15 protein-coding genes, 1 pseudogene and 1 riboswitch are annotated in these 19,569 nt (G+C 70.1%); of the genes and pseudogenes, 12 read left to right on the top strand and 4 right to left on the bottom strand.

Annotated elements, in window-relative coordinates; translation table 11 throughout:
* Positions 1 to 11 precede the first annotated feature (11 nt).
* The 4 genes from ACG83_RS04690 (at position 12) to ACG83_RS04675 (ending at position 5,310) form a co-directional block, all read left to right on the top strand.
* The gene (locus ACG83_RS04690) at positions 12 to 1,838 is read left to right on the top strand and encodes an albusnodin/ikarugamycin family macrolactam cyclase (protein WP_369812851.1); all 1,827 of its coding nucleotides are present in this window, start codon (positions 12 to 14) and stop codon (positions 1,836 to 1,838) included.
* A complete protein-coding gene (locus tag ACG83_RS47870; protein WP_369812850.1) occupies positions 1,839 to 2,603 on the top strand; it encodes a lasso peptide biosynthesis B2 protein in 765 nt (254 codons plus the stop codon).
* Positions 2,596 to 3,177, top strand: coding sequence for a GNAT family N-acetyltransferase (locus tag ACG83_RS04680; RefSeq protein WP_054564873.1), 582 nt, complete (start codon positions 2,596 to 2,598; stop codon positions 3,175 to 3,177). The genes ACG83_RS47870 and ACG83_RS04680 overlap by 8 nt, the downstream gene beginning before the upstream one ends.
* A gap of 723 nt (positions 3,178 to 3,900) precedes the next feature.
* On the top strand, positions 3,901 to 5,310 hold the full coding sequence (locus tag ACG83_RS04675; RefSeq protein ID WP_369812849.1) for a replication initiator: 1,410 nt from the start codon (positions 3,901 to 3,903) through the stop codon (positions 5,308 to 5,310).
* A 508-nt stretch (positions 5,311 to 5,818) separates the two neighbouring features.
* Here ACG83_RS04675 and ACG83_RS04670 read toward each other — a convergent pair.
* Positions 5,819 to 7,255 carry a recombinase family protein gene (locus tag ACG83_RS04670; protein WP_054564871.1) on the bottom strand — a complete coding sequence of 479 codons (1,437 nt, stop codon included), beginning with the start codon at positions 7,253 to 7,255 and terminating at the stop codon, positions 5,819 to 5,821.
* 103 nt (positions 7,256 to 7,358) lie between these two features.
* Here ACG83_RS04670 and ACG83_RS04665 point away from each other — a divergent pair.
* Positions 7,359 to 8,648, top strand: a pseudogene (locus tag ACG83_RS04665) (MFS transporter); the annotation flags it as partial.
* 120 nt (positions 8,649 to 8,768) lie between these two features.
* Here the strand turns inward: ACG83_RS04665 and ACG83_RS04660 are convergent.
* The gene (locus tag ACG83_RS04660) at positions 8,769 to 9,053 is read right to left on the bottom strand and encodes a hypothetical protein (RefSeq protein WP_054564870.1); all 285 of its coding nucleotides are present in this window, start codon (positions 9,051 to 9,053) and stop codon (positions 8,769 to 8,771) included.
* Between ACG83_RS04660 and ACG83_RS04655 the strand changes: the two genes are divergently transcribed.
* Positions 9,052 to 9,636, top strand: coding sequence for a hypothetical protein (locus ACG83_RS04655; RefSeq protein WP_054564869.1), 585 nt, complete (start codon positions 9,052 to 9,054; stop codon positions 9,634 to 9,636). The genes ACG83_RS04660 and ACG83_RS04655 overlap by 2 nt on opposite strands.
* A gap of 724 nt (positions 9,637 to 10,360) precedes the next feature.
* On the opposite strand, the gene ACG83_RS04650 is transcribed toward ACG83_RS04655, so the two are convergent.
* Positions 10,361 to 11,071, bottom strand: a complete 711-nt coding sequence (locus ACG83_RS04650; RefSeq protein ID WP_054564868.1) for a bifunctional 2-polyprenyl-6-hydroxyphenol methylase/3-demethylubiquinol 3-O-methyltransferase UbiG — start codon at positions 11,069 to 11,071, stop codon at positions 10,361 to 10,363.
* A gap of 114 nt (positions 11,072 to 11,185) precedes the next feature.
* Entirely contained in the window at positions 11,186 to 12,727 is a 1,542-nt protein-coding gene (locus ACG83_RS04645; RefSeq protein ID WP_063792976.1) for an aminotransferase class V-fold PLP-dependent enzyme, read from the bottom strand.
* A 37-nt stretch (positions 12,728 to 12,764) separates the two neighbouring features.
* A riboswitch (SAM riboswitch) is annotated at positions 12,765 to 12,880 on the bottom strand.
* A 491-nt stretch (positions 12,881 to 13,371) separates the two neighbouring features.
* Between ACG83_RS04645 and ACG83_RS04640 the strand changes: the two genes are divergently transcribed.
* The 6 genes from ACG83_RS04640 to ACG83_RS04615 all read left to right on the top strand — a co-directional run bounded on the left by ACG83_RS04640 (position 13,372) and on the right by ACG83_RS04615 (position 19,568).
* On the top strand, positions 13,372 to 14,589 hold the full coding sequence (locus ACG83_RS04640) for a hypothetical protein (RefSeq protein ID WP_235497637.1): 1,218 nt from the start codon (positions 13,372 to 13,374) through the stop codon (positions 14,587 to 14,589).
* A 132-nt stretch (positions 14,590 to 14,721) separates the two neighbouring features.
* Complete coding sequence (locus tag ACG83_RS04635; RefSeq protein WP_054564866.1) at positions 14,722 to 15,327, top strand: GNAT family N-acetyltransferase; 606 nt, start codon at positions 14,722 to 14,724, stop codon at positions 15,325 to 15,327.
* Between the two features lie 210 nt (positions 15,328 to 15,537).
* Positions 15,538 to 16,221 (top strand): response regulator transcription factor, encoded by a 684-nt coding sequence (locus ACG83_RS04630; protein WP_054564865.1) that lies wholly within the window; start codon positions 15,538 to 15,540, stop codon positions 16,219 to 16,221.
* 180 nt (positions 16,222 to 16,401) lie between these two features.
* Positions 16,402 to 17,238 (top strand): undecaprenyl-diphosphate phosphatase, encoded by an 837-nt coding sequence (locus ACG83_RS04625; RefSeq protein ID WP_054564864.1) that lies wholly within the window; start codon positions 16,402 to 16,404, stop codon positions 17,236 to 17,238.
* Positions 17,239 to 17,317: 79 nt separating this feature from the next.
* Positions 17,318 to 18,772 carry a cell wall metabolism sensor histidine kinase WalK gene (locus tag ACG83_RS04620; RefSeq protein WP_054564863.1) on the top strand — a complete coding sequence of 485 codons (1,455 nt, stop codon included), beginning with the start codon at positions 17,318 to 17,320 and terminating at the stop codon, positions 18,770 to 18,772.
* A gap of 118 nt (positions 18,773 to 18,890) precedes the next feature.
* Positions 18,891 to 19,568 carry a response regulator transcription factor gene (locus ACG83_RS04615; RefSeq protein ID WP_054564862.1) on the top strand — a complete coding sequence of 226 codons (678 nt, stop codon included), beginning with the start codon at positions 18,891 to 18,893 and terminating at the stop codon, positions 19,566 to 19,568.
* Position 19,569 lies beyond the last annotated feature (1 nt).

Genomic DNA, 19,569 nt, shown 5'->3' with positions numbered 1-19,569 from the left:
GGGCGAAAGGGATGGGAGACATGCGCTGGTTCGGGGGCTTCAGTAGCGCCGCAAAGCCACCGCGGACCCCTGTTAACAGCGCGGAGGTGTGGCCGACCATTTCCGGATGCTGGACGGTCGGACGATGGGACGGGAACGAGGTCCGCGCGACGTACAGCGACCATCGAATGGTTGCGGTGATCGGTCCCTGCGCCATCACTCGGAATTCTTTGGCGCGACTCGGAACGCACGGGGTTCCGGACGACGTGGCCTGGCGGTGGGCGGGTAGTTACACCACTGTGGAAGTCACCGACAGCCTTACCCGCATCTGGACCGACCTCGGTGGAGCATGGCCCATCTACACAGCCTCGCTGGACGGCGGGGTGTACTGGTCTTCCAGCTCACGCGCTTTGGCTGCGCTGACCGGTGCCGGGCCGGATCTGGATCGGTTGGCCATGTGGCTTTTGGCTCCGTCGGTACCTGTCCTGTTTGCGGGGCGATCCGCATTCAAGGGCGTAGGGCTTGTACCCGCCGGGCATCGCCTGACCCTGATCCGGTCGGGGGCGGTGCGGTCGGAACGGATGTGGTCGCCTCGGCCATGCGTAGATTCACCCGGCAGGCGACTGCGGGCGGAACTGGCAGCGGCGGTGGCGGTGCGGGCAGTCAACGCGACAGCGCTGACAGCGGATATGTCAGGCGGGTTCGATTCGACATCTCTTGCTTTACTGGCCCATGCGTCGTCCGGCACTGCGCGGCCGGTGACCGGGGTGACGGTGCATCCAGTCGGCCATGCCACGGGCGGAGACGTGGACTATGCGCGGCTCGCGGCCAGGCATTCCGGAATCGTTCACCGCCTCATGCCGCTGGGCGCGGAGCACGCGCCGTATTCGGCGCTGGATGTTGTCCCGGTAACAGACGAACCGGCGCCGTCCACGATCGCGCATGCCCGCTTTTCCGGTCAGCTCACCTGGATGCGGAGCACCTTCGGCACTGATTGTCATTTGACTGGCGATGGTGGGGATAGCCTGCTGTGTTCTCCACCAATAATTCTGGCAGATTTGTTCGCGATCGGGCATAGCCGGCGGGCAGTGGTCGAAACGATCCGATGGGCGCGGTTGCGTAGGCTTCCCGTGTGGCCGCTGCTGCGGTCGGCTCACCGTGTCTCGCGAGGACGTCGCGCGGCAGCGCTGGCGGCGCTGGCCACGGAGTTGGGTGGAGGTTCCTCACGAAGTACCGCCGATGGCGATATCGGCTGGTGCGGGATCGAGCCTCTTCCCTCATGGGCGACGTTGCAGGCACGGGAACGGGCACGGGCTGTCGCCGCGGCGGTGGCTGAATGCGCGGATGATCCCACCCCCGGTTCGTTTGCCACGGTCATGACCGGTGAAGGAATGGCGGAGGTGGGGCGCTCCGCGCGCGCCGATATTCAGCTTGCCGAAGCGGCCGGGGTATCACTGCACAACCCATTCACGGATTCTCGCGTGGTGGATGCCTATCTGTCGCTTTCCTTGGGTGACCGTCCCGGCCCCGCCGACTACAAGCCCGTGTTGCGGGCTGCGATGGCGGACCTGTTCCCTGCCAGGCTGGCAGAGCGCACTACCAAGGGCGATTTCAATCCTGACCACTACCAGGGGATGCGCACGAACCTGGCTTCGCTCCATGCCCTGGCTGACGGCCGGTTGGCCGCCCTAGGTCTCGTCGAGCCCGGCGAGTTCCGACAGACGTTGACGATGACGGCTGCGGGGCTCCCTGTCCCGTTCGCCACCGTGGAGCCGGCTTTGGCTGCGGAGGTATGGCTACGGGCCCTGAGTGACACATCCGATGTGGCGTGGATTCCAATGAACCACGGAGAGCGATAGATGATGTCATGTGAGTACATCATTGTCCCCGAACACGTTCGTGCGCTCGATGTTGGCCCTGCCACCGTGATCGTCAACTACCGCAACGGCCGTGCTGATGTACTGACCGGGCCGGCCGCGCGCTGGTGGGAGGCGGCAACGACCAGCGGGTACGGCGACCCGTCGGGGCTGCTGGACACCCAGTCCGCGCGGGCCCTGCGTGAACAGCTCCTTACGGCAGAACTGATCATGCAGACCCCCCGACATCGAGCGGGCCAACCGACGGCGGTCGGGCCGTCGTGGGTGCCAAGTTGGGGAACACAGGAGATGCAGGCCGGGCGCACGACGGTCGGATCCGCATCCTGCGGGATGACCCTACGTGCGGGTGTGGCCCTACTCGTCGTGCTCGGCGCCCTCGCGGCCGGACAAGGTCGCAGCCGGATGGCGCGGCTACTTCGTCTGCTGACGTGGGCCACGCGACGCGCCAGGGTCGATGCCTCAGCTGATCACCTCATGGAGGCGGTCAACGCCGTCCGGCGGGCAGGAACGGTCATGCCGGGTCGTGTTGCCTGCCTCGAAGAATCATCAGCGGCGTTCCTCCTGCTGGCCATGGGCCGGAAGCGGGTGACGTGGTGCCACGGTGCAGCAGCCGACCCTGTTCGGCTCCATGCCTGGGTGGAGACTGACGACGGACAGCGGGTTGCCGAACCGTCGTCAACCGCACGGTTCGGCGTCCTGCGCGCCGTACCCGAACGCGACGACGGAAGCGAGAACAGGCGTGCATGAACCGATCGTGTGGATCCGCGGCGAACGCGCTGGGCTCGGCCCGTTCTCCAGTAACCTCGTCGATCTTTACTGGCAGTGGGAGCAGGATCCTGGCGTCCTGGTCGGCTACGGTCGGCAGACACCGGACTCGCTGGAAAACCGGCGAGAGGGGTTCCAGCATCAGGCGCGCGGCACGGACGATCAGCTGAGGTTCACCGTCTACGACGTGACCACGGATCCGCCGACCCCCGCTGGCACCACTGCCGTTCTCATCGACCATCACGTGCGAACCGGGGAGTTCGTGATCCAGCTCGGCCCGGCCAGCCGTGGCAACGGTATCGGTACCGAAGCGACGAGGCTCACACTCGACTACGCCTTTCACGTGACGAACCTGCGATGCGTCCACCTATCGGTACTCTCTCCGAACCTGGCTGCGATCCGGGCCTACGAGAAGGCTGGTTTCCGCAGGATCGGGGAGCGTCGAAACTCCGGATATTGGCTGGGTAAGCTTGCCAACGAAACGCTAATGGACGCGATACCCGCCGACTTCCCGGGGCCGTCTGCGGTACGGCAGGCCGTCGAGCCGGACCGGTAGAGCAACGATTCTCGCGGAACTATCCCTACCCGTCCCACCCCCGCCAGGCGACCCCGCGGCCTTCCCGATCCTTCCCTCGGGTGGAGGTGCCCCGGGGTCGTCGCCATGCCCCCTGGCATCCAATGCGCCGGGGTGGTATCGTAAATGACGGCATTCGGGGGTTCTGAACCCTGCGCCGCGATGATCTTTCTCTTGTACGGCAGTACGCCACATTGTCGGGCTGTCCACCTTGCGCCGCCTGGGAGCGGCACGGACCGGGCTCGGGCTGCTGCACCGTGGGTCACCGTCGGTGGCCTGCGTCCAGTCGTGTTGATGTTCCGTCTGGGGTGCGCATGTGCCGTGTTCTGCTGCTGTCCTGGGTTGCTGCTGCCTGTGGGGTGAGCGGGTAGCCGGGGGCGGCTGAGCCTGCGCGGGCTTGTCCGCGCGTTCGCCTGTTTCCCCGTGCCGGTGCCGGTCTGGTGCCGGTCGGAATGCCTTTTCGTGTGCCATTCGTGTGCCGACTATTAGCACGTTTGTGTGTGTGGCATGGTGCCGGCGTTTCGGTGTGGGATGGGTGTACGGCGGAAAGCCCGCCGGGTTCGGTTTCCGTTCTGGTTTCCCCTGTTCTCGTTCCTGCTTTCTTTCCGTGTGTCTCCGGCTGGCCTGACCTGTGAGGTTTCCGGGTCTGGGCTGGTGGGGGCTGTGCGGGCGAAAGGGCGCGGTGTGTTTTCCGTGGATGTGGGCGTGAGCCTGCCCGAAAACCGGCCGGTCGCGGGTGGCTGTTCCCGTCCGATTCGCCTGTCGGGACATGTCGACCATGTCGATACCGCTACCGGTGAGATCCGCCGGTCGTTCACCAGCTCGGATCAACCCGGCGGGGTGCTGCATGTGCGGTGCGGCAACCGGCGGGAGTCCGCGTGCCCGGCTTGTTCGGCGGTGTACAAGCGGGACGCCCGGCGGCTGGTCCTGGCCGGGCTCGCGGGTGGCAAGGGCGTGCCGGACACGGTCACTGGGCATCCGGCGTGGTTCGTGACGTTGACGGCGCCGTCCTTCGGGCCGGTGCATTCCCGCCGTCAGAAGGGCGGTAAGGCCGGGCCGGTGCGGGCGTGTCACCCCCGGCGGGGCCTGTGCCCGCACGGGCGTCCGGCGGGCTGTCATGAGCGGCATCATGAGGCGGATTCCCGGCTCGGGTCGCCGTTGTGCGGCGACTGCTACGGCTACGGCCGGTCGGTGGTGTGGAACGCGCTGGTTCCGAAGCTGTGGAAGGTCACGCGGGACGCGACGGAATCCGCGGTGGCGGCGGCGGCCGGTCTGACCGTGGCGGGGCTACGCCGCTCGGCCCGGATGAGCTTCGTGAAGGTCGCGGAAATGCAGGCGCGGGGTGTGGTGCACCTGCATGTGGTCGTCCGGGTCGACGGTCCCGGCGGGCCCGGCTCTGCTCCTCCGGGGTGGGCGGCCGGTGAGCTGGTCGCGGATGCTCTGCGGGGCGTCGTCGGGTCGGTTGCGGTACCGGCTCCCGATCCGGACGCCGGGACGTTCGACGGGCGTGCCGATGGGTGGGCGGTGCGCTGGGGGGCGCAGGTCGACATCCGTCGGATCACGCTGGACGGGGCGGCGGCCGGCGGTGCGGTGGCGAACTATCTGGCGAAGTACATCACCAAGTCGGCGGCTGCCGGCGGCGCTCTGGATCGTCCGGTACGGTCGCTCGCCGCGCTGGCACGGCTGACGCTGCCCCCGCACCTGCGGCGGCTGGTGGAGACCTGCTGGCGGCTGGGTCGTGACGCGGTGTTCGCGGCTGCGTTGGACGCGGCGTTGGGTCGGGAATCCGGCGATGTGCCCCGGCTGGTCCGCTGGTCGCACAGCTTCGGGTTCGGCGGCCACTGGCTGACCAAGTCCCGGCGGTACTCGACGACGTTCACCGCGTTGCGGACGGTGCGGCGGGTGTGGTCGCGCACGATCGGCGCGGCGATGGCGGGCCGGATCCCGGTGGACGCTTTCGGCCGGTTGGAGGGTGATGAGAACACGATCGTTCTCGGGGCGTGGACGTATGCCGGTCGGGGGCTGCATCTCGGCGGGTACGGGGCTGACCCTCCCGAGTTGCCATCGTCACGGGCGGCTGCTGGCCCGGTGGGCACGTGGCGGGCCGAACGATGAGTTCCGGAGGTTCTGTTCAGCCGTCGCTGTTCGATGACCTCGACGATGCGTGTTCGGGGCCGGTGGTCCCGGGTGGGCTGGTGGCTGGCCAGGAGACGAGCACCGAAGGTGCCGATTGTTCTTCGTCGTTGCTCACGACCGGTGGGGGTGCGAGTGAGACGACGGACACGGTGGTGGCGGGGGTGGGTGGGTGGGCTGTACGTCGACGGGCGTCGTCGCAGGGCGGTCGGCGGGATATCGGGGCTGAGCGGGTGACGTCGTGTGAGTCGGGGACGGATGGTGGTCGTGGGCCTGGTGCTGCTGGGCGGCGGCGTGGTCGGTCCTCGGGCCGGTCGGTCTCCAGGCCCTCGGCCGGTACTCCAGATACCGACCGTGACGCTGAGGCTGAGGCGGATGCGCGGTGGATCGCGGCTCAACTCGCGCGGGCTCCGGAACCATCGGCGCTGATGGCGGCGGCGATCGTGACCGCACTCGCACCGAAACCCGCGCGGAACATCGACGGTGGCCCTCAGGCGGGTCCGGGATAGCGCCATTGCGGGTCCAGCCGTTCCCGCAACGGAAGCTCCTTCCCGGGAATGACAACGATCTTCACGATGATCGTCGACAGCACGCGGCGTTTCTCCGTGAGCGTGCCGCCGCGCCACAACCGGAGCGCTTCCGCTCCGTCCAGCACGGTCACGAGACGCGCACGGCGGGCCAGCTCGGCGTCGATCTCCCGTAGCCGGGTCTCGTACTGGGCTTCGAGCTGGCCACCCAACCGCAGACTGATCTCCTTGGCGGCGATCGCGCGGGGAAGGTCGGCCAGTTCGCGTTCCTTCTCGGTCCGCTCGGCCTTCAACTCGTCGCCGTCCGCGACGTCGCCTGTCTTCTCCCACACGCGGCGGCGTAGGTACTCGTCAACCAGACGGGTCATCAGGTCGTCGGCATCAGCGGCGTTGATGTGGAACGACTGGTCACACTCGAAGTGTTCACGGCTCTTCCCGAGACGATGCCGCCACAGTGCGTACGCGCGGGGTGAGTTCCTGACCAGCGAACGCCTGCACTTGTGGCACACGTAGTACCCGGCGAACGTGTGCTTGACGGCCGTACCGGTGCCCTTGCGGGTCGTGACCGCTTCCAACGCCGCGCACGTCTCCCGCCACTCCTCCTCGGTGAGGATCGCGGGGAAATTCACCATCGGGCCCACCACGGTCCACCCTGTGTGAACGTTTCCCGTCGCGAACAGACCAGCGATCCTCGGGTTACGCAGCATCGCGGAGAGGCTGGCGCGCGTCAGGCTGCCGGCTTCCATCGTGTCATCCGGGCGTGTGCGCCGGTGCGGGATCCGTAGTCCACGATCGTAGAAGTCATCCGAGACCTTGAGAACGGCCTCACCTTCACGGATACGCTGCGCGGCCTCACGTAGCCAGCGGGCCTGCTCCTCATCGACGGACCACACCGTGACGATCTTCTTGCCTTTCCGGGTGATCGTCTGGGACCACCCGAACCCCACGGGGCCACCCATGAACTCCAGGGCTTCGCGCTTCGCGTCCAACTTCCGCTTGATCAGCTCGGACTTCAGCCCCGAATCACTGACGGACTTCCCCACGGCGCCGTGCCATGAGTCACGGTCGCGTTGCCTGCGGAAATCGTAGGTCGTGGCCTTCTCCCCATCGGTCACGATGAGGCGGCCACCGACCCGTTGCATGATCTTGCCGAACTCGGCTCCGACGACCGGATCGCGGGTGATCCGGCTTTCCTCCCACGCCACGACCAGCTGATACTTCCCGGCGCGTAGGACGGACAGGAACCGCTCGAACTCGGGCCGGACCACGTCTTCCCGCCACGCTGAGATGCCGTCATCGGCCCACGCCCCGGCGATCCAGTATTCGCCAGTCACGGCGGCGTACTTCTGGCCTCGGGCGAACTGGTCCGGAATACGGGCGTCCTTGTCGAGGTCAGACATCCGTCCGTACCACAGGGCGGGGTCGGCATCGGGCCATTGGGGCAAGGGGGCCAGCGGGGGAAATTCCATACCATGATGCTACGACGTTCTAAACACGTACGCGCTCGCCTTCGGCAGCCTGCTGCTGCTCGGCGGCAGGCTGGCTGACCTGTACGGGCGCAAGCGGATGTTCCTGCTCGGTCTGATCGGGTTCGCCGTCGCCTCGGCCGTCGGGGGCGCGGCGACCAGCTTCGCCATGCTGGTGGCGGCCCGGGTCGTGCAGGGTGCGTTCGGCGCTCTCCTCGCCCCGGCCGCCCTGGCGCTCCTGAGCACCACCTTCACCGACGTGAAGGAACGCTCCAAGGCGTTCGGCATCTACGGGGCGATCGCCGGTGGCGGCGCGGCCATCGGGCTGCTGCTCGGCGGCGTGCTCACCGAGTACCTGTCCTGGCGCTGGTGCATGTACGTGAACCTCTTCTTCGCCGCGGTGGCGTTCGTCGGCGGCGCCCTGTGGCTGCGTCACGAGATGGAGCAGGAGCGGCCGAGGATCGACATCCCGGGCATCGTGCTCGTCTCCACCGGCCTGTTCGCCCTGGTCTACGGGTTCTCGCGGGCCGAGACCGACGGCTGGTCCGACCCGGTGACGATCGGCTGCCTCGCCGCCGCCGCGGTGCTGCTGATCGCGTTCGTCCTCGTCCAGCAGCGGGTCGCCCAGCCGGTTCTCCCGCTGCGCGTCGTGCTCGACCGCTACCGTGGCGGATCGTTGGTGGCGATGCTCATGTCGGGCGCCGGCATGTTCGGGGTCTTCCTCTTCCTCACCTACTACCTGCAGCAGAACCTCGGGTTCAGCGCGGTGAGGTCGGGCCTCGCGTTCCTGCCCATGACGGCCGCGCTCATGATCTCGGCGCAGTTCGGGTCGGCGGTGCTCACGCAGCGAGTCGGGCCGCGCTACATCATCGCCCCTGGGCTGGCGATCGCCGGCGTCGGTCTGTGGATGCTCACCAACATCGATCTCGGCTCGACGTATCTGGGCAGTGTCCTGCCGGCGACCATGATCTTCGGGGCCGGTATCGGTGCCGTCTTCGCCTCCGCGATGAGCCTGAGCACCGCGGGCGTCGAGGCCAAGGACGCCGGCGCCGCGTCCGCGATGGTCAACACCGTGCAGCAGGTCGGCGGTTCGATCGGCACCGCGCTGCTGAGCACCATGGCGGCCACCGCCGCCGACAACTACATCGACTCACACGCGCCCGGCCCGATGCTGCCGGTGCTCGCCTCGCTGGAGAGCTACACCACCGTGTTCTGGTGGAGCGCGGGAATCATGATCCTCGCCGCCGTGATCACCGCCGTCGTCCTGCCGGGCCAGGTGCGTCAGCCGGGCGAGAACGAGGAGGAGGTCGTCGCCATCGGCGGCTGACCGACTCCGCTCACGGCCCCCGCTGACCACCCCGCCCGATGGGGGCATGCCCGGCATCACCCAGCGTCGCCCGCCAGCATGGGGGCCATGCGGTCGGCCGCGGTCAGCGGTCGGCCGCGGTCATTCGTAGATGGCGTAGTTCCACTGCGTCGCTGCCGCGTACGTATCCGCCGGCCTTCCCTGCAGGCAGAACCGGTAGTCCATCCGGACCGTCTCACCGCGGCCGACCGGCGGTATCTGTGCGGTCACCGAGTCGGTGGCCTTCGTGACCTTGATCTGGTCCAGCCAGTTCACGTAGATGACCAACGAGCCGCCTGCCGTCCCCCGGTCGCCGCTGTTCACGAAGGTGATCGAGGTGCGGAAACAGGACGGGTCCGGGTCGGTCTGAGTCCAGCTCGCAGCCATGGTCAGGGTCAGCTTGGCCAAGGGCTTCGGCCTGGTCGGCACCGGTGGCAGGGGCGTGGGGGAGTGCAGGAGCACGGCACTGGACGTCGGCGGGGCCGCTGCCATCGCCGAGGCAGCCGGTGGCTGCTGGGCCGGTGTCGCCCCACCGCCCTGCCCGGCCGGTCCGTTGGAAGCGGACCTGGGCTGCGGCGCCGGAGCGGTCCGCGTCCCGTCCGCCGAACGTGCCGTGGACGATCTGGTGCCACCTGGAGCGGTGCCGGCGCTGGCACCGGTGACGCCTCCGACCGGTGCGCTCGCGGTGGACCCGGCCCGGCCCGGCCCCGGAGTCGGCGTCGGTAGGAGGCCGGGCTCCCGCCCGGACGGCGTCGGAGGCGACAGCCGCGCGCTGTCGCTGCTCGACGAGGCCCGAACCTCGGCGGAGCTTCCAGCCTCCTCGTGCCCGGGCCCCGTGCCACAGGCGGCCAGCGGCAGACCGACTGTGAGCAGAGCGGTCAACACGGCTGCGTTCGGACGGCGGCTGCCCCGACGCGTCGGCCTGATTCGCACGGAGCGCTCCCCGGATGAGTCGTCCGCATCCCACTGAGCTGACGGCGGGGAGCAGCCTAGTACCCGGGTGCCGCGCCACGGATGTGGAGTCCCTCGGCGTGGAGAAAGGCCGCGACATGTCGGGGCCTTTCTCGACCAGCCCCGGCGAGGATGCGAGGCGATTTCGTGGCCGCACCGGCGGGACCGTGGGCAGGCGCGCAGACGCCGCGGTGTCGGTCAGTGCCTGCGGCGGGCTGCCGGGGGTCGAGCCGGCGCAGGCGCTGCTGAGGGCGCGGAAGGCTCCGACCAGGTGGCCTTGCCGAGGCGTCGCAGGGCGTGCTGCGGCGGGCCGAAGCAGGCGGCGTGCCCGCCCCGGCCGGTAGCCCGGCAGTCCGGTAGCCCGCCCCGGCCGGTAGCCCGGTAGCTCGGCACTCCGGTAGCCCGGTTTGGCGAGTCGCAAGAGTGGAGCATTTTGGTTGTCCCGACGACCATCATCCTTCACTCTTGCGGGTTGCCAGGCGAATCTGCGCCCTTTTTGCCCCTCTTGAGGTGAAATGCCGGTGCTGCGTGGCGGTGCGGGATCCTCGATGGGTGGCTGCCTGGGCGCGGTCCGCCTTCCGTTGGCACGGCTCCGCCAGGCCCATGCCGGTGGTCCGGATCCGGCGTTGTCTCGGGATTCTGCTACGGGCTCGGCCGCAACCGAAATCCCGCACTTTTTGCGGATCGCCAAGTGGCTCGGGATCGTTTCTATCCCTGTTAATTGTCAGACGGATCGGTGCGGCTCAACGGAGCCGGCGGGCACGCAGCACCACGTCGTCGGTGTGGTGCGCACCGGCACCGCCCTCGGGTGCGATCCGTGGGCGCTGCTCGTCGCACTCCACCACCCAGTCGTCGTCGAGCAGCGCGGCGACCATCGAGGGCCAGACGTAGTCGGCCGGGTTGAAGCCGCCGTCGTGCACCGGCTGGACGTCCATGCCGGCGTGGTGCACGAGCAGCAGCAGGCCGCCGGGCGCGACGGCGGCGAGCAGGGCCCGTTCGGCGGCGGCGTCGCGGGTGCGCAGCAGGGCCGGGTACTGCGCGGAGACGAGGTCGAAGGACGCCGGAGGCAGCGCTGCCGGCGCTGCCTCCGTCAGCTCGGCGTGCACCCATCGCACTGTGACACCGGCGTCACGGGCGTGCTCGGCCGCTCGCCGCAGCGCCACACCCGAGACCTCGAGCGCGGTCACGTCCCAGCCGCGGTTCGCGAGCCAGACGGCGTCCGCCCCCTCGCCGCAGCCGACGTCGAGGACCCGTCCGGGCGTGAGCCCGGAGACCTCGGCCACCAGCGCGCCGTTGGGCTGCCCGCTCCACAGCTGCTCCCGCTCGACGTACCTCCGGTCCCACTCCGCCTGCACCGCGAGGTTCCCGAGATAGCCATCGGCGGGGGAGAGGGCGTCGGGCGAGGCGACGTCGGGTGCGGGCACGGGCGATTCGGCGGTCAGTCTGTCGATCATTCGGCCACTCTCGCCCAGGGTGCGTCCGTCCTCCAACATTGTTTGCCGAACTGGCAAACCTGCGTTGGGCTGTCCGCTCACCCTGTCCGCTCACCCCGCGGGGGAGACCGGAGATCAGGTGCCGCAGGGGAGGGTGGCGGGCGCCCGGGCGGCCGAGGTCGATGCCGCCCATTCGGGCAGTGCCCGATCGTCCGGAGTCGGAGCCCAGCCGCCCGGGCCACACGCGTAACGCCAGCGGGGTCCTTCGGTCAGGTATTCGTCCAGTGCCTCGATGAGCTGGTCGACATCGGCGGTGGTCGAACCGACGCCGACACTGGCGCGCAGCGCGCCGCCGGGGGCTCCGAGCCGCCGCAGCAGCGGATGCGCGCAGAACCGGCCGGCGCGCAGGCTGATGCCGTGCTCGGCGGCGAGATACCCGGCGACGGCGTCCGGGTGATGCCCGGAGAGCGTGAACGTGACGACACCGACCGGAGCGCGCGTCCCGTCCGTGCCGGCGGTGGGCCAGCAGGCCAGCACCCGCACGCCGGGCAGGGCGCCGAGCCCGTCCGCCAGGCGGTGCCGCAGTGCCAGATCGTGCGCGGCGAGTGCCTCCGCGGGCAGTTGCGCCAGTGTGCGGCAGGCGGTCGCCAGCGCCGCCACGCCGGGCAGGTTCGGGGTGCCGGCCTCGTGCCGCGCCGGCGCGTCCGCCCAGGTGACGGAGTCCGGTGTGACCTCGCGGACCGCGCCACCACCGGCCAGGTAGGGCGGAGCGGCATCGAGCCAGTCACGCCGGCCGACCAGCGCCCCCGCCCCGAACGGGGCATACAGCTTGTGGCCGGAAAGCGCCAGGTAGTCGATGCCGAGGCCGGCCAGGTTGATCCGGGCATGCGGGGCCAGCTGGGCCGCGTCGACGAACAGGCGGGCGCCGGCGTCATGGGCGACGGCCGCGAGCCGGGCCAGCGGCAGCCGCTCCCCGGTCACATTGGAGGCCCCGGTGACCGCGAGCAGCGCGGTCGGCTCGGCGCGCAACGCCGCGGCGAGCGCGTCCAGCGTCTCCTCCGGAGTCGTTCGGGACTCCACCACCTCCCGGCGCACCGCCGACCATGGCAGCAGGTTCGCGTGATGTTCCAGATCGAGAACCACCACCCGGGCGGCCCGGCCCACCGCGTGCGCGACGCAGCGCGCGAGCAGGTTCACCGCATCGGTGGTGTTGCGGGTGAACACCACCGTGTCGTCCGTGCGCACACTCAGGAAGTGGCCCACCTCGTCGCGAGCGGTCTCGTACACCGTGGTGCAGACCTGCGAGCCGAAGCCGGCTCCGCGGTGCACGCTCGCCGAGTACGGCAGCAGCCGGGCCACCTGGTCGGCCACAGCGACGAGGCTGGGCGCGCTTGCCGCGTAGTCGAGGTTCACATGCCGGACGCGGCCACCGCCGACCAGTGGGACGTCCAGATCGGCTCCGACGACGGGCAGCAGCGCGTCGTGCCCCGCGCCGGCTGCCGCCGGGCCAGCCGAGGGCGGCAGGACCTGACGGTCGCGGAACCTGGCCGGGACAGCCCGCGCCGTGGTCGTGGCCCAGGCCGCGGGCGCGGTGCGAGAGGCGGGAACGGTTTGTGCGGCGGGCGCGGCGGCGGCGCGGGCGGCGGGATGGTCAAGGGCAGGCTGAACAGACGGCACAGCCGTGACTCCTTCGGGTCCATCGGACCCCGGTGAGGGTCCGCACTTGCCACGCCCGACACCCGGACGCGGCCTGGTCACAACCGGGGGCACCCCGCCGCGGAGGAGGGTTGCCGGCCAGCAAGCCCGGACTTGACGCTGGCACTCTTGACCTGGATGAGCGCAATGTGGCCTGATCGATCACCGTGCGCTCGCCGTGCTCCCACACGAAGACGGGACCACGACGCCGCCTGAGGCCACATACCGAGACTCAGAGCGACGCAGACAGACTACCTCTCCGACCGGCCAGGTCGACAAGCGCCTGAGGGTGCCGTATCCGTCCCGGCCGCCCTGCCGCGCGTTCCGGCAGCCCGCTGAACCTGGCCAGACCCGTTGTGGGTCCTTTGGGTCGCGGGTCCTTTGGGTGGCACAGCTGCCAGGGTGCGACCGGTCACGGCGCGCGGCCCGCCCAGATCCGTCACATCTTCCTTACACGAAGCGATGAGCAGGCTGTCGGTGACACAGACACCCCGACCGGATGACCGGCCGTGCTCCATCGCCGGCGTGGCGGACCAGAAAAGAGACCAATGACCAGACAGCGCAGCCTGGCCCGCGCGGACCAATCTCCCGCGCCGGTCCGTCAACGGCTCAGCAAGGTCCCGGAGGTGACCGCCCTTTTCTGGATCATCAAGGTACTGTGCACGACGGTCGGTGAATCAGCCGCCGACTTCCTCAACGTCAACCTCGGTCTCGGCCTGACGGGTACATCCGTCGTCACCGGGGTTCTGCTCGTCGGTGCCCTGATCGTTCAGTTCACCGCCCGCCGCTATGTGCCGGTGACGTACTGGCTCGCGGTGGCGCTGGTGAGCGTGTTCGGCACGCTGGTGACCGACAGTCTCACGGACAATCTCGGCGTTCCCCTGGAAACGAGCACCCTGGTCTTCGGCGGTCTGCTCGGGCTCACCTTCCTGGCGTGGTACCTGGTCGAAAGAACCCTCTCGATTCACTCCGTCCTCACCGCACGGCGTGAGGCCTTCTACTGGCTGGCCGTTCTGGTCACCTTCGCGCTCGGCACGGCGACCGGCGATCTCATGGCCGAGGTGCTGGGGGTCGGCTACCTGATGACGGGAGTCATCATGATGGCAATGATCGCGGCCCTCGCGGCCGGATGGCGAAACGGGCTCAATCCTGTTCTCGCCTTCTGGCTCGTCTACGTTCTGACCAGACCGCTCGGCGCGTCGATCGGCGACTATCTCTCCCAGTCTCCGGACGTGGGCGGTCTGGGCCTGGGCGCGACAGTGACAAGCCTGATCTTCACGGCCGGCATCATCGGTATCGTCGTCTATTTCTCGGTCACCAGAGCGGACGTCATTCCGGCCGCCCCGGCCGCCCGTTCGGCCGGGGCCGGCTCGGGTTCCGCTTCCGACGCGAGGCCGGGGCGGGGCGGCCTGGTGCAGACGATCGTCGTCGTCTCCCTCGTGCTCGTCACCGCGGGGACGGGATACTTCCTGCGCAGGTCCGCGCTGGAGTCCGACACGTCGGGCCTGGCCTCGGTCGGTGGTCAGGCCTCCGGCGGTGGTCAGACGGCACCGTTCTCGCCCCTCGGGGACCTCTCGAAGTTCGCGATCATCACTCAGGACACGCTGGACCGCCTGAACGCCGGCCATCAGTCGGCGGCCACGTCCCGCATCGGTGACCTCGAGACCGCGTGGGACAACGCCGAGGCCCGCCTGAAGCCGCGAGACGGCGCCGCCTGGACCGTGATCGACGACAGGATCGACACGGCCCTGCGCGCGCTCCGCTCGACGCATCCGGACGTGAACCGTGAACGGTCAGCGCTGACCGGCCTGCTGACCGACCTGCGCCCGCAGGCCGGTACCTGAACGACGGCGGCGCGGGGCCCGATCCGCCTGGTTTCATGTCGGTGTGCCGCATCAGCTGAGCCACCCCGGAGCCCGCAACGCGGTCCGCCTGGTCGGGCGGGTGCATCGATCGAACCGCCTCCGGCCGGCGTCATGACAGGCGTCACCCGCGGGGCGATCCCGGCGGGCCGTTCGCAGGCGGTGGTCAGGCCGGCGAGGCTGTCCGACGCCGCCGCGATCCGGGCCATCTACGCGCCCTACGTGCTGGAGACACCGATCACCTTCGAGGTGGAGGTGCCCGGCGAGGAGGTCATGCGCGCCCGCATGACCGCGCGGCCGCTGATGCCCTGGTTCGTCGCCGAGATCGAGGGCGAGGTCGCCGGCTACGCCTACGCCAGCCAGCACCGGGAGCGCGCGGCCTACCGCTGGTCGGCCGATGTCTCGATCTACCTCGCCGGCCGGCAGCGCCGGCGCGGGCTCGGCCGGCTGCTCTACACCCGGCTGATCGACGAGGTGCGCACGCTCGGCTATGTGACCCTGTTCGCCGGTATCGCCCTGCCGAACGAGGCCAGTGTGGGCCTGCACACCGCGCTCGGGTTCCGGCCGGTCGGTGTCTACCCCGCGGTCGGCCACAAGGCCGGCCGCTGGCACGACGTGGGCTGGTACGCGCTGCTGCCTCCGGGAAGCCCGCCTGCCGACCCGGCCGAGCCCCGGGAATGGGACGTCGACCACCAGGCGTCCGAGTCCGCCGCCGGCTGACCGGCTGATCGGCTGATCGCCGCGGCCGGCCATCGCGCCGGGCGCTGCCAGACCCGCCGCGGGCACCCGCCACAGGCCCCGTGGTGCTGAGGCGCTGTGGCGCTGAGGCCCTGAGGTGCTGAGGTCCTGTGGGCGCTGTGGCGCTCCCGTCGAGCTCACATCCATCGAGCTCACATCGAACTCAAATTCGCGGCGACCTATCGTTCGGTCATGCGGGTGCTGGTGGTGGAGGACGAGACGCGTACCGCCGCGCTGCTGCGCCGGGGCCTGGCGGAGGAGGGGTTCGCGGTCGACGTCGTCGCGGACGGCGCCGACGCGGTGTGGCAGGCCACCGAGATCACCTATGACGTGATCGTGCTCGATCTGATGCTGCCGAGCCTTGACGGGTTCGAGGTCTGCCGGCGGCTGCGCGCCGCGGGGCGCTGGGCACCGGTGCTCATGCTCTCGGCCCGCGGCGCCGTGACGGACCGCGTCCGCGGGCTCGATGTGGGTGCCGACGACTACCTGGCCAAACCGTTCAGCTTCGACGAGCTGTCCGCCCGCATCCGGGCCCTGATCCGGCGCGGTGCCCACGAGCGCCCGGTCGTCCTGGACGTCGACGGGCTGCGCCTGGACCCGGCCGCGCGCACCGCGAGCCGCGACGGTGTCCCCCTGGACCTGTCGCCGAAGGAGTTCGCGCTGCTGGAATACCTGATGCGCCACCCCGGTGAGGCGCTGCGCCGCACTGCCATCCTCGAACACGTCTGGGACTTCGCCTACGACGGAACCTCCAACGTGGTCGACCAGTACATCGCCTATCTCCGCCGCAAGATCGACAAGCCTTTTGGTACGACGCAGCTGGAGACGGTGCGCGGGGCCGGCTACCGGCTGCGGACCAGCGCCCGGACGGACTGACCCATCGGGCGCCGCGGCGCCTCCCTCCGGGCACGGACGAATCACATCGTCCTCACATGATCCCGGTCCTAACGTGCACTTCCGTCACCGCGCGGCCGTTGCCGCCGCTGCCACCGGCGCGACCATCGCCGCCACCGGCGCGACCGCAGCCGCGCCCGATTTCGCCAGGAAAGGCGACCAGTGAGTGCCATCAGTGTTGGGCAGGCCCTTGTTCTCGGTGTCGTCGAGGGCGTGACGGAGTTCCTTCCGATCTCCTCCACCGGTCACCTCAAGATTGCCGAGGGGGTCATGGGCCTTCCCGTGGACGAGCGGTCGGTCGTCGCTTTCACGGCGGTCATCCAGGTGGGCGCGATCGGGGCCGTGCTGGTCTATTTCTTCACCGACATCCGCCGGCTGGCGACCGCCTGGGTGCACGGGCTGACCGACCGGGAGCTGCGCCAGCACCACGAGTTCCGGTTCGCCTGCTGGATCTTCTACGCGACGCTGCCGGTGGTCGCCGTCGGGCTGGCCGCCAAGTCACTGATCGACGGGCCGCTGGCCTCGCTGTGGATTGTCGCGGGTTCGCTGCTCGCCGGAAGTGCCTTCATGTGGTTCGCCGACCGGTTCGGCCGGCGCAAACGGGGTGAGGACGACATCGATCTCACCGATGCCATGGCCGTGGGGTCGTCCCAGATCCTGGCCCTGCTCTTTCCCGGGTTCTCCCGTTCCGGGGCGACGATGTCGACGGCGCTGGTCCGCGACCTGGACCGGGTGGCAGCCACCCGGCTGTCCTTCTTCCTGTCGATTCCGGCGCTGACCGGCGCCGGGCTGTACGAGCTGAAAGACGCGGTCGGCGGCGGTGTCTCCGTACTGCCGCTGGTGGTCGGCACCGTGGTCTCCTTCGCCGTCGCCTACGCCTCCATCGCCTGGCTGCTGCGGTATGTGGCCCGGCATTCGTTCGACGTCTTCGTCGCCTACCGGATCGTGGTCGGGCTGGCCCTGTTCGGGCTGCTGGCCACCGGCGCGCTGGCCGCGTGAGCGCCCGCCGTCCTGGTCATCATCGTGGGGAGCCGGCATTCCGCCCGGACATCGGAAGATCACAGAGGAAGCGTCGTTCGTGCCACTGCGAGTGAGACTGACCCTGCTGTTCGCGCTCGGCACCTCGCTCGTGCTCGTCGCCGCCGGCGTGCTCTTCTACCTGCTGCTGCGCAACGACCTGCAGAACTCCGTCGACGCCAGCCTGCGCACCCGCTTCTCGATCCTCGCCGCCCAGCTCCCGGAGGCGTCCGATCCGGCGACGGAGCTGAAGGAGGCCGGAGCCGGGCCCGCTCAGCTCCTGCGCCCGGACGGCACCGTCATCGCCTCGACCGACGTCGCGGGTTCGGAGCCGCTGCTCGACCGGGACCAGGTGGCGGCCGCCCGCACGGGCCTGACCTCGCTCACGCTCGAGCTGGAGCGGCACCGGGGGACGGACGATGACGAACAGGACGTGCGGGCGCTGGCCGGGCCGCTGCCCTCCGCGCCGCGGCAGACCGTACGACAGCAGACCGCCCAGCAGCAGAACATCCTGGTGGTGGCGACGGAGACCGACCTCGTGGACGCCGCCGAGGACCGGATCCGCAACATCATGATCGCGGCGACGGCGCCGACGGTGGCCCTCGCCGGGCTCGCGGCCTGGCTCCTCTCGGGTGCTGCGCTGCGCCCCGTCGACCGGATGCGCCGGCAGACCGCCGCCATCAGCGAGTCCGACAGCGCCGCCGAGCTGGACGTCCCCGCCACCCGGGACGAGATCGCGGCCCTGGCGACCACGATGAACGACCTGCTGCGCCGGCTGAACGCCGCCCGAGCCCGCGACCGGGCCTTCGTCGCCGACGCCGGGCACGAGCTGCGCACCCCGCTGACGAACCTCAAGGCCGAGCTCGACCTCGCCGGGCGCCCCGGCCGCACCCGTGACGACCTCGTCGAAGCCGTCGGCAACGCCGCCGAGGAGACCGACCGTCTCATCCGGCTCGCCGAATCCCTGCTCACGCTCGCCCGGATGGACAGCGGCATCATCACCCCGCGCCGGCTGTCCGTCGGTGACCTGCTCGACCGGGCCAGCCGGGCGGCGGCCGGCCACGCGCAGACCAGGGACGTCACGATCCGGACGGACGCCGACCGCATCCTGACCGTCGACGCCGAGCCCGACCTGCTGCGCCAGGCTGTCGACAACCTCCTGGCCAACGCCATCCGGCACGCTCCACCCGGCACCGCCGTGGAGGTGGCGGCCCACCTGGCCGAGGGTGGGTCGGCCGTCGCCGTGCAGGTCCGCGACCATGGCCCGGGCTTTCCCCCCGACTTCCTCCCGCACGCCTTCGAACGTTTCCGCCGGTCCGACAGCGCCCGCACCCGGGATCACGGCGGGACCGGGCTCGGGCTCGCCATCGTCGCCGCGACCGCCCAGGCACACCACGGGACCGCCACGGCCAGCAACCATCCCGACGGCGGCGCCGTCGTCACCCTCACCCTCCCGACCAGCCAGCCCCCCGACGTCGGGATCCCCGGCCCCGGGACCGACGAGAGCCCCGCCTGAGCATGCCCACCAGGCCGCCGCGTGACGGGGTTCGCCCGGGTGGGACGGACCCGTCGCGGCCGCGTTCCCGCCGGCTCGTTCAGGCGGGATTCAGCCGCCACGCGGAACCCTGACCGCCGTGCGGATTCTCGTGGTGGATGACGACCCGAGCCTGGTACGTGCGCTGAAGCGGGGCCTGGAGGCGGAGCGGTTCGCGGTCGACGTCGCCCTGACCGGCCCCGACGGGCTGTGGCGGGCCGCCGAACACCGCTACGACGCGATTGTGCTGGACGTGATGCTGCCCGGTCTGAGCGGCTACACGGTGTGCAGCCGCCTGCGGGAGGCCGGGAACTGGGCGCCGATCCTGATGCTGACAGCCAAGGACGGGGAGCTGGACGAGGCGGAGGCACTCGACACGGGCGCCGACGACTTCCTCACCAAGCCGTTTTCCTACGTGGTCCTGGTCGCACGCCTGCGGGCGCTGATGCGCCGCGGGGCCCGCGAGCGGCCGGTCGTGCTGACCGCCGGCGATCTGCGCCTCGATCCCGCGTCGCACCAGGCGTGGCGGGGCGAGACGCCGATCGAGCTGACCCCGCGGCAGTTCGCCCTGCTGGAATGCCTGATGCGCCGGCCAGGCCAGGTGATCTCCAAGCGGGAGATCCTGGGGCAGGTGTGGGACTTCGCCTTCGACGGCGACCCCAACATCGTGGAGGTCTACGTCCGTCAGCTGCGTCGCCGCGTGGACGAGCCGTTCGGCCGCGGCGCCCTGCAGACCGTGCGGCTGGTGGGCTACCGCGTCGACCCGGCCGGCGGGTGAG

Source organism: Frankia sp. R43, from assembly GCF_001306465.1.
Lineage (GTDB): Bacteria > Actinomycetota > Actinomycetes > Frankiales > Frankiaceae > Parafrankia > Parafrankia irregularis.
Note: the sequence above shows the minus strand (reverse complement) of the source record. Positions and strands in the feature narration are given on the sequence as shown.

What these genes read in the sequence shown, in the direction of transcription:
- ACG83_RS04690 (WP_369812851.1), top strand. Translation starts at nt 12, where the DNA reads ATGGGAGACATGCGCTGGTTCGGGGGCTTCAGTAGCGCCGCAAAGCCA.
- ACG83_RS47870 (WP_369812850.1), top strand. Translation starts at nt 1,839, where the DNA reads ATGATGTCATGTGAGTACATCATTGTCCCCGAACACGTTCGTGCGCTC.
- ACG83_RS04670 (WP_054564871.1), bottom strand. Translation starts at nt 7,255, where the DNA reads ATGTCTGACCTCGACAAGGACGCCCGTATTCCGGACCAGTTCGCCCGA.
- ACG83_RS04655 (WP_054564869.1), top strand. Translation starts at nt 9,052, where the DNA reads ATGGTCAGGGTCAGCTTGGCCAAGGGCTTCGGCCTGGTCGGCACCGGT.
- ACG83_RS04660 (WP_054564870.1), bottom strand. Translation starts at nt 9,053, where the DNA reads ATGGCTGCGAGCTGGACTCAGACCGACCCGGACCCGTCCTGTTTCCGC.
- ACG83_RS04650 (WP_054564868.1), bottom strand. Translation starts at nt 11,071, where the DNA reads ATGATCGACAGACTGACCGCCGAATCGCCCGTGCCCGCACCCGACGTC.
- ACG83_RS04635 (WP_054564866.1), top strand. Translation starts at nt 14,722, where the DNA reads ATGACAGGCGTCACCCGCGGGGCGATCCCGGCGGGCCGTTCGCAGGCG.
- ACG83_RS04630 (WP_054564865.1), top strand. Translation starts at nt 15,538, where the DNA reads ATGCGGGTGCTGGTGGTGGAGGACGAGACGCGTACCGCCGCGCTGCTG.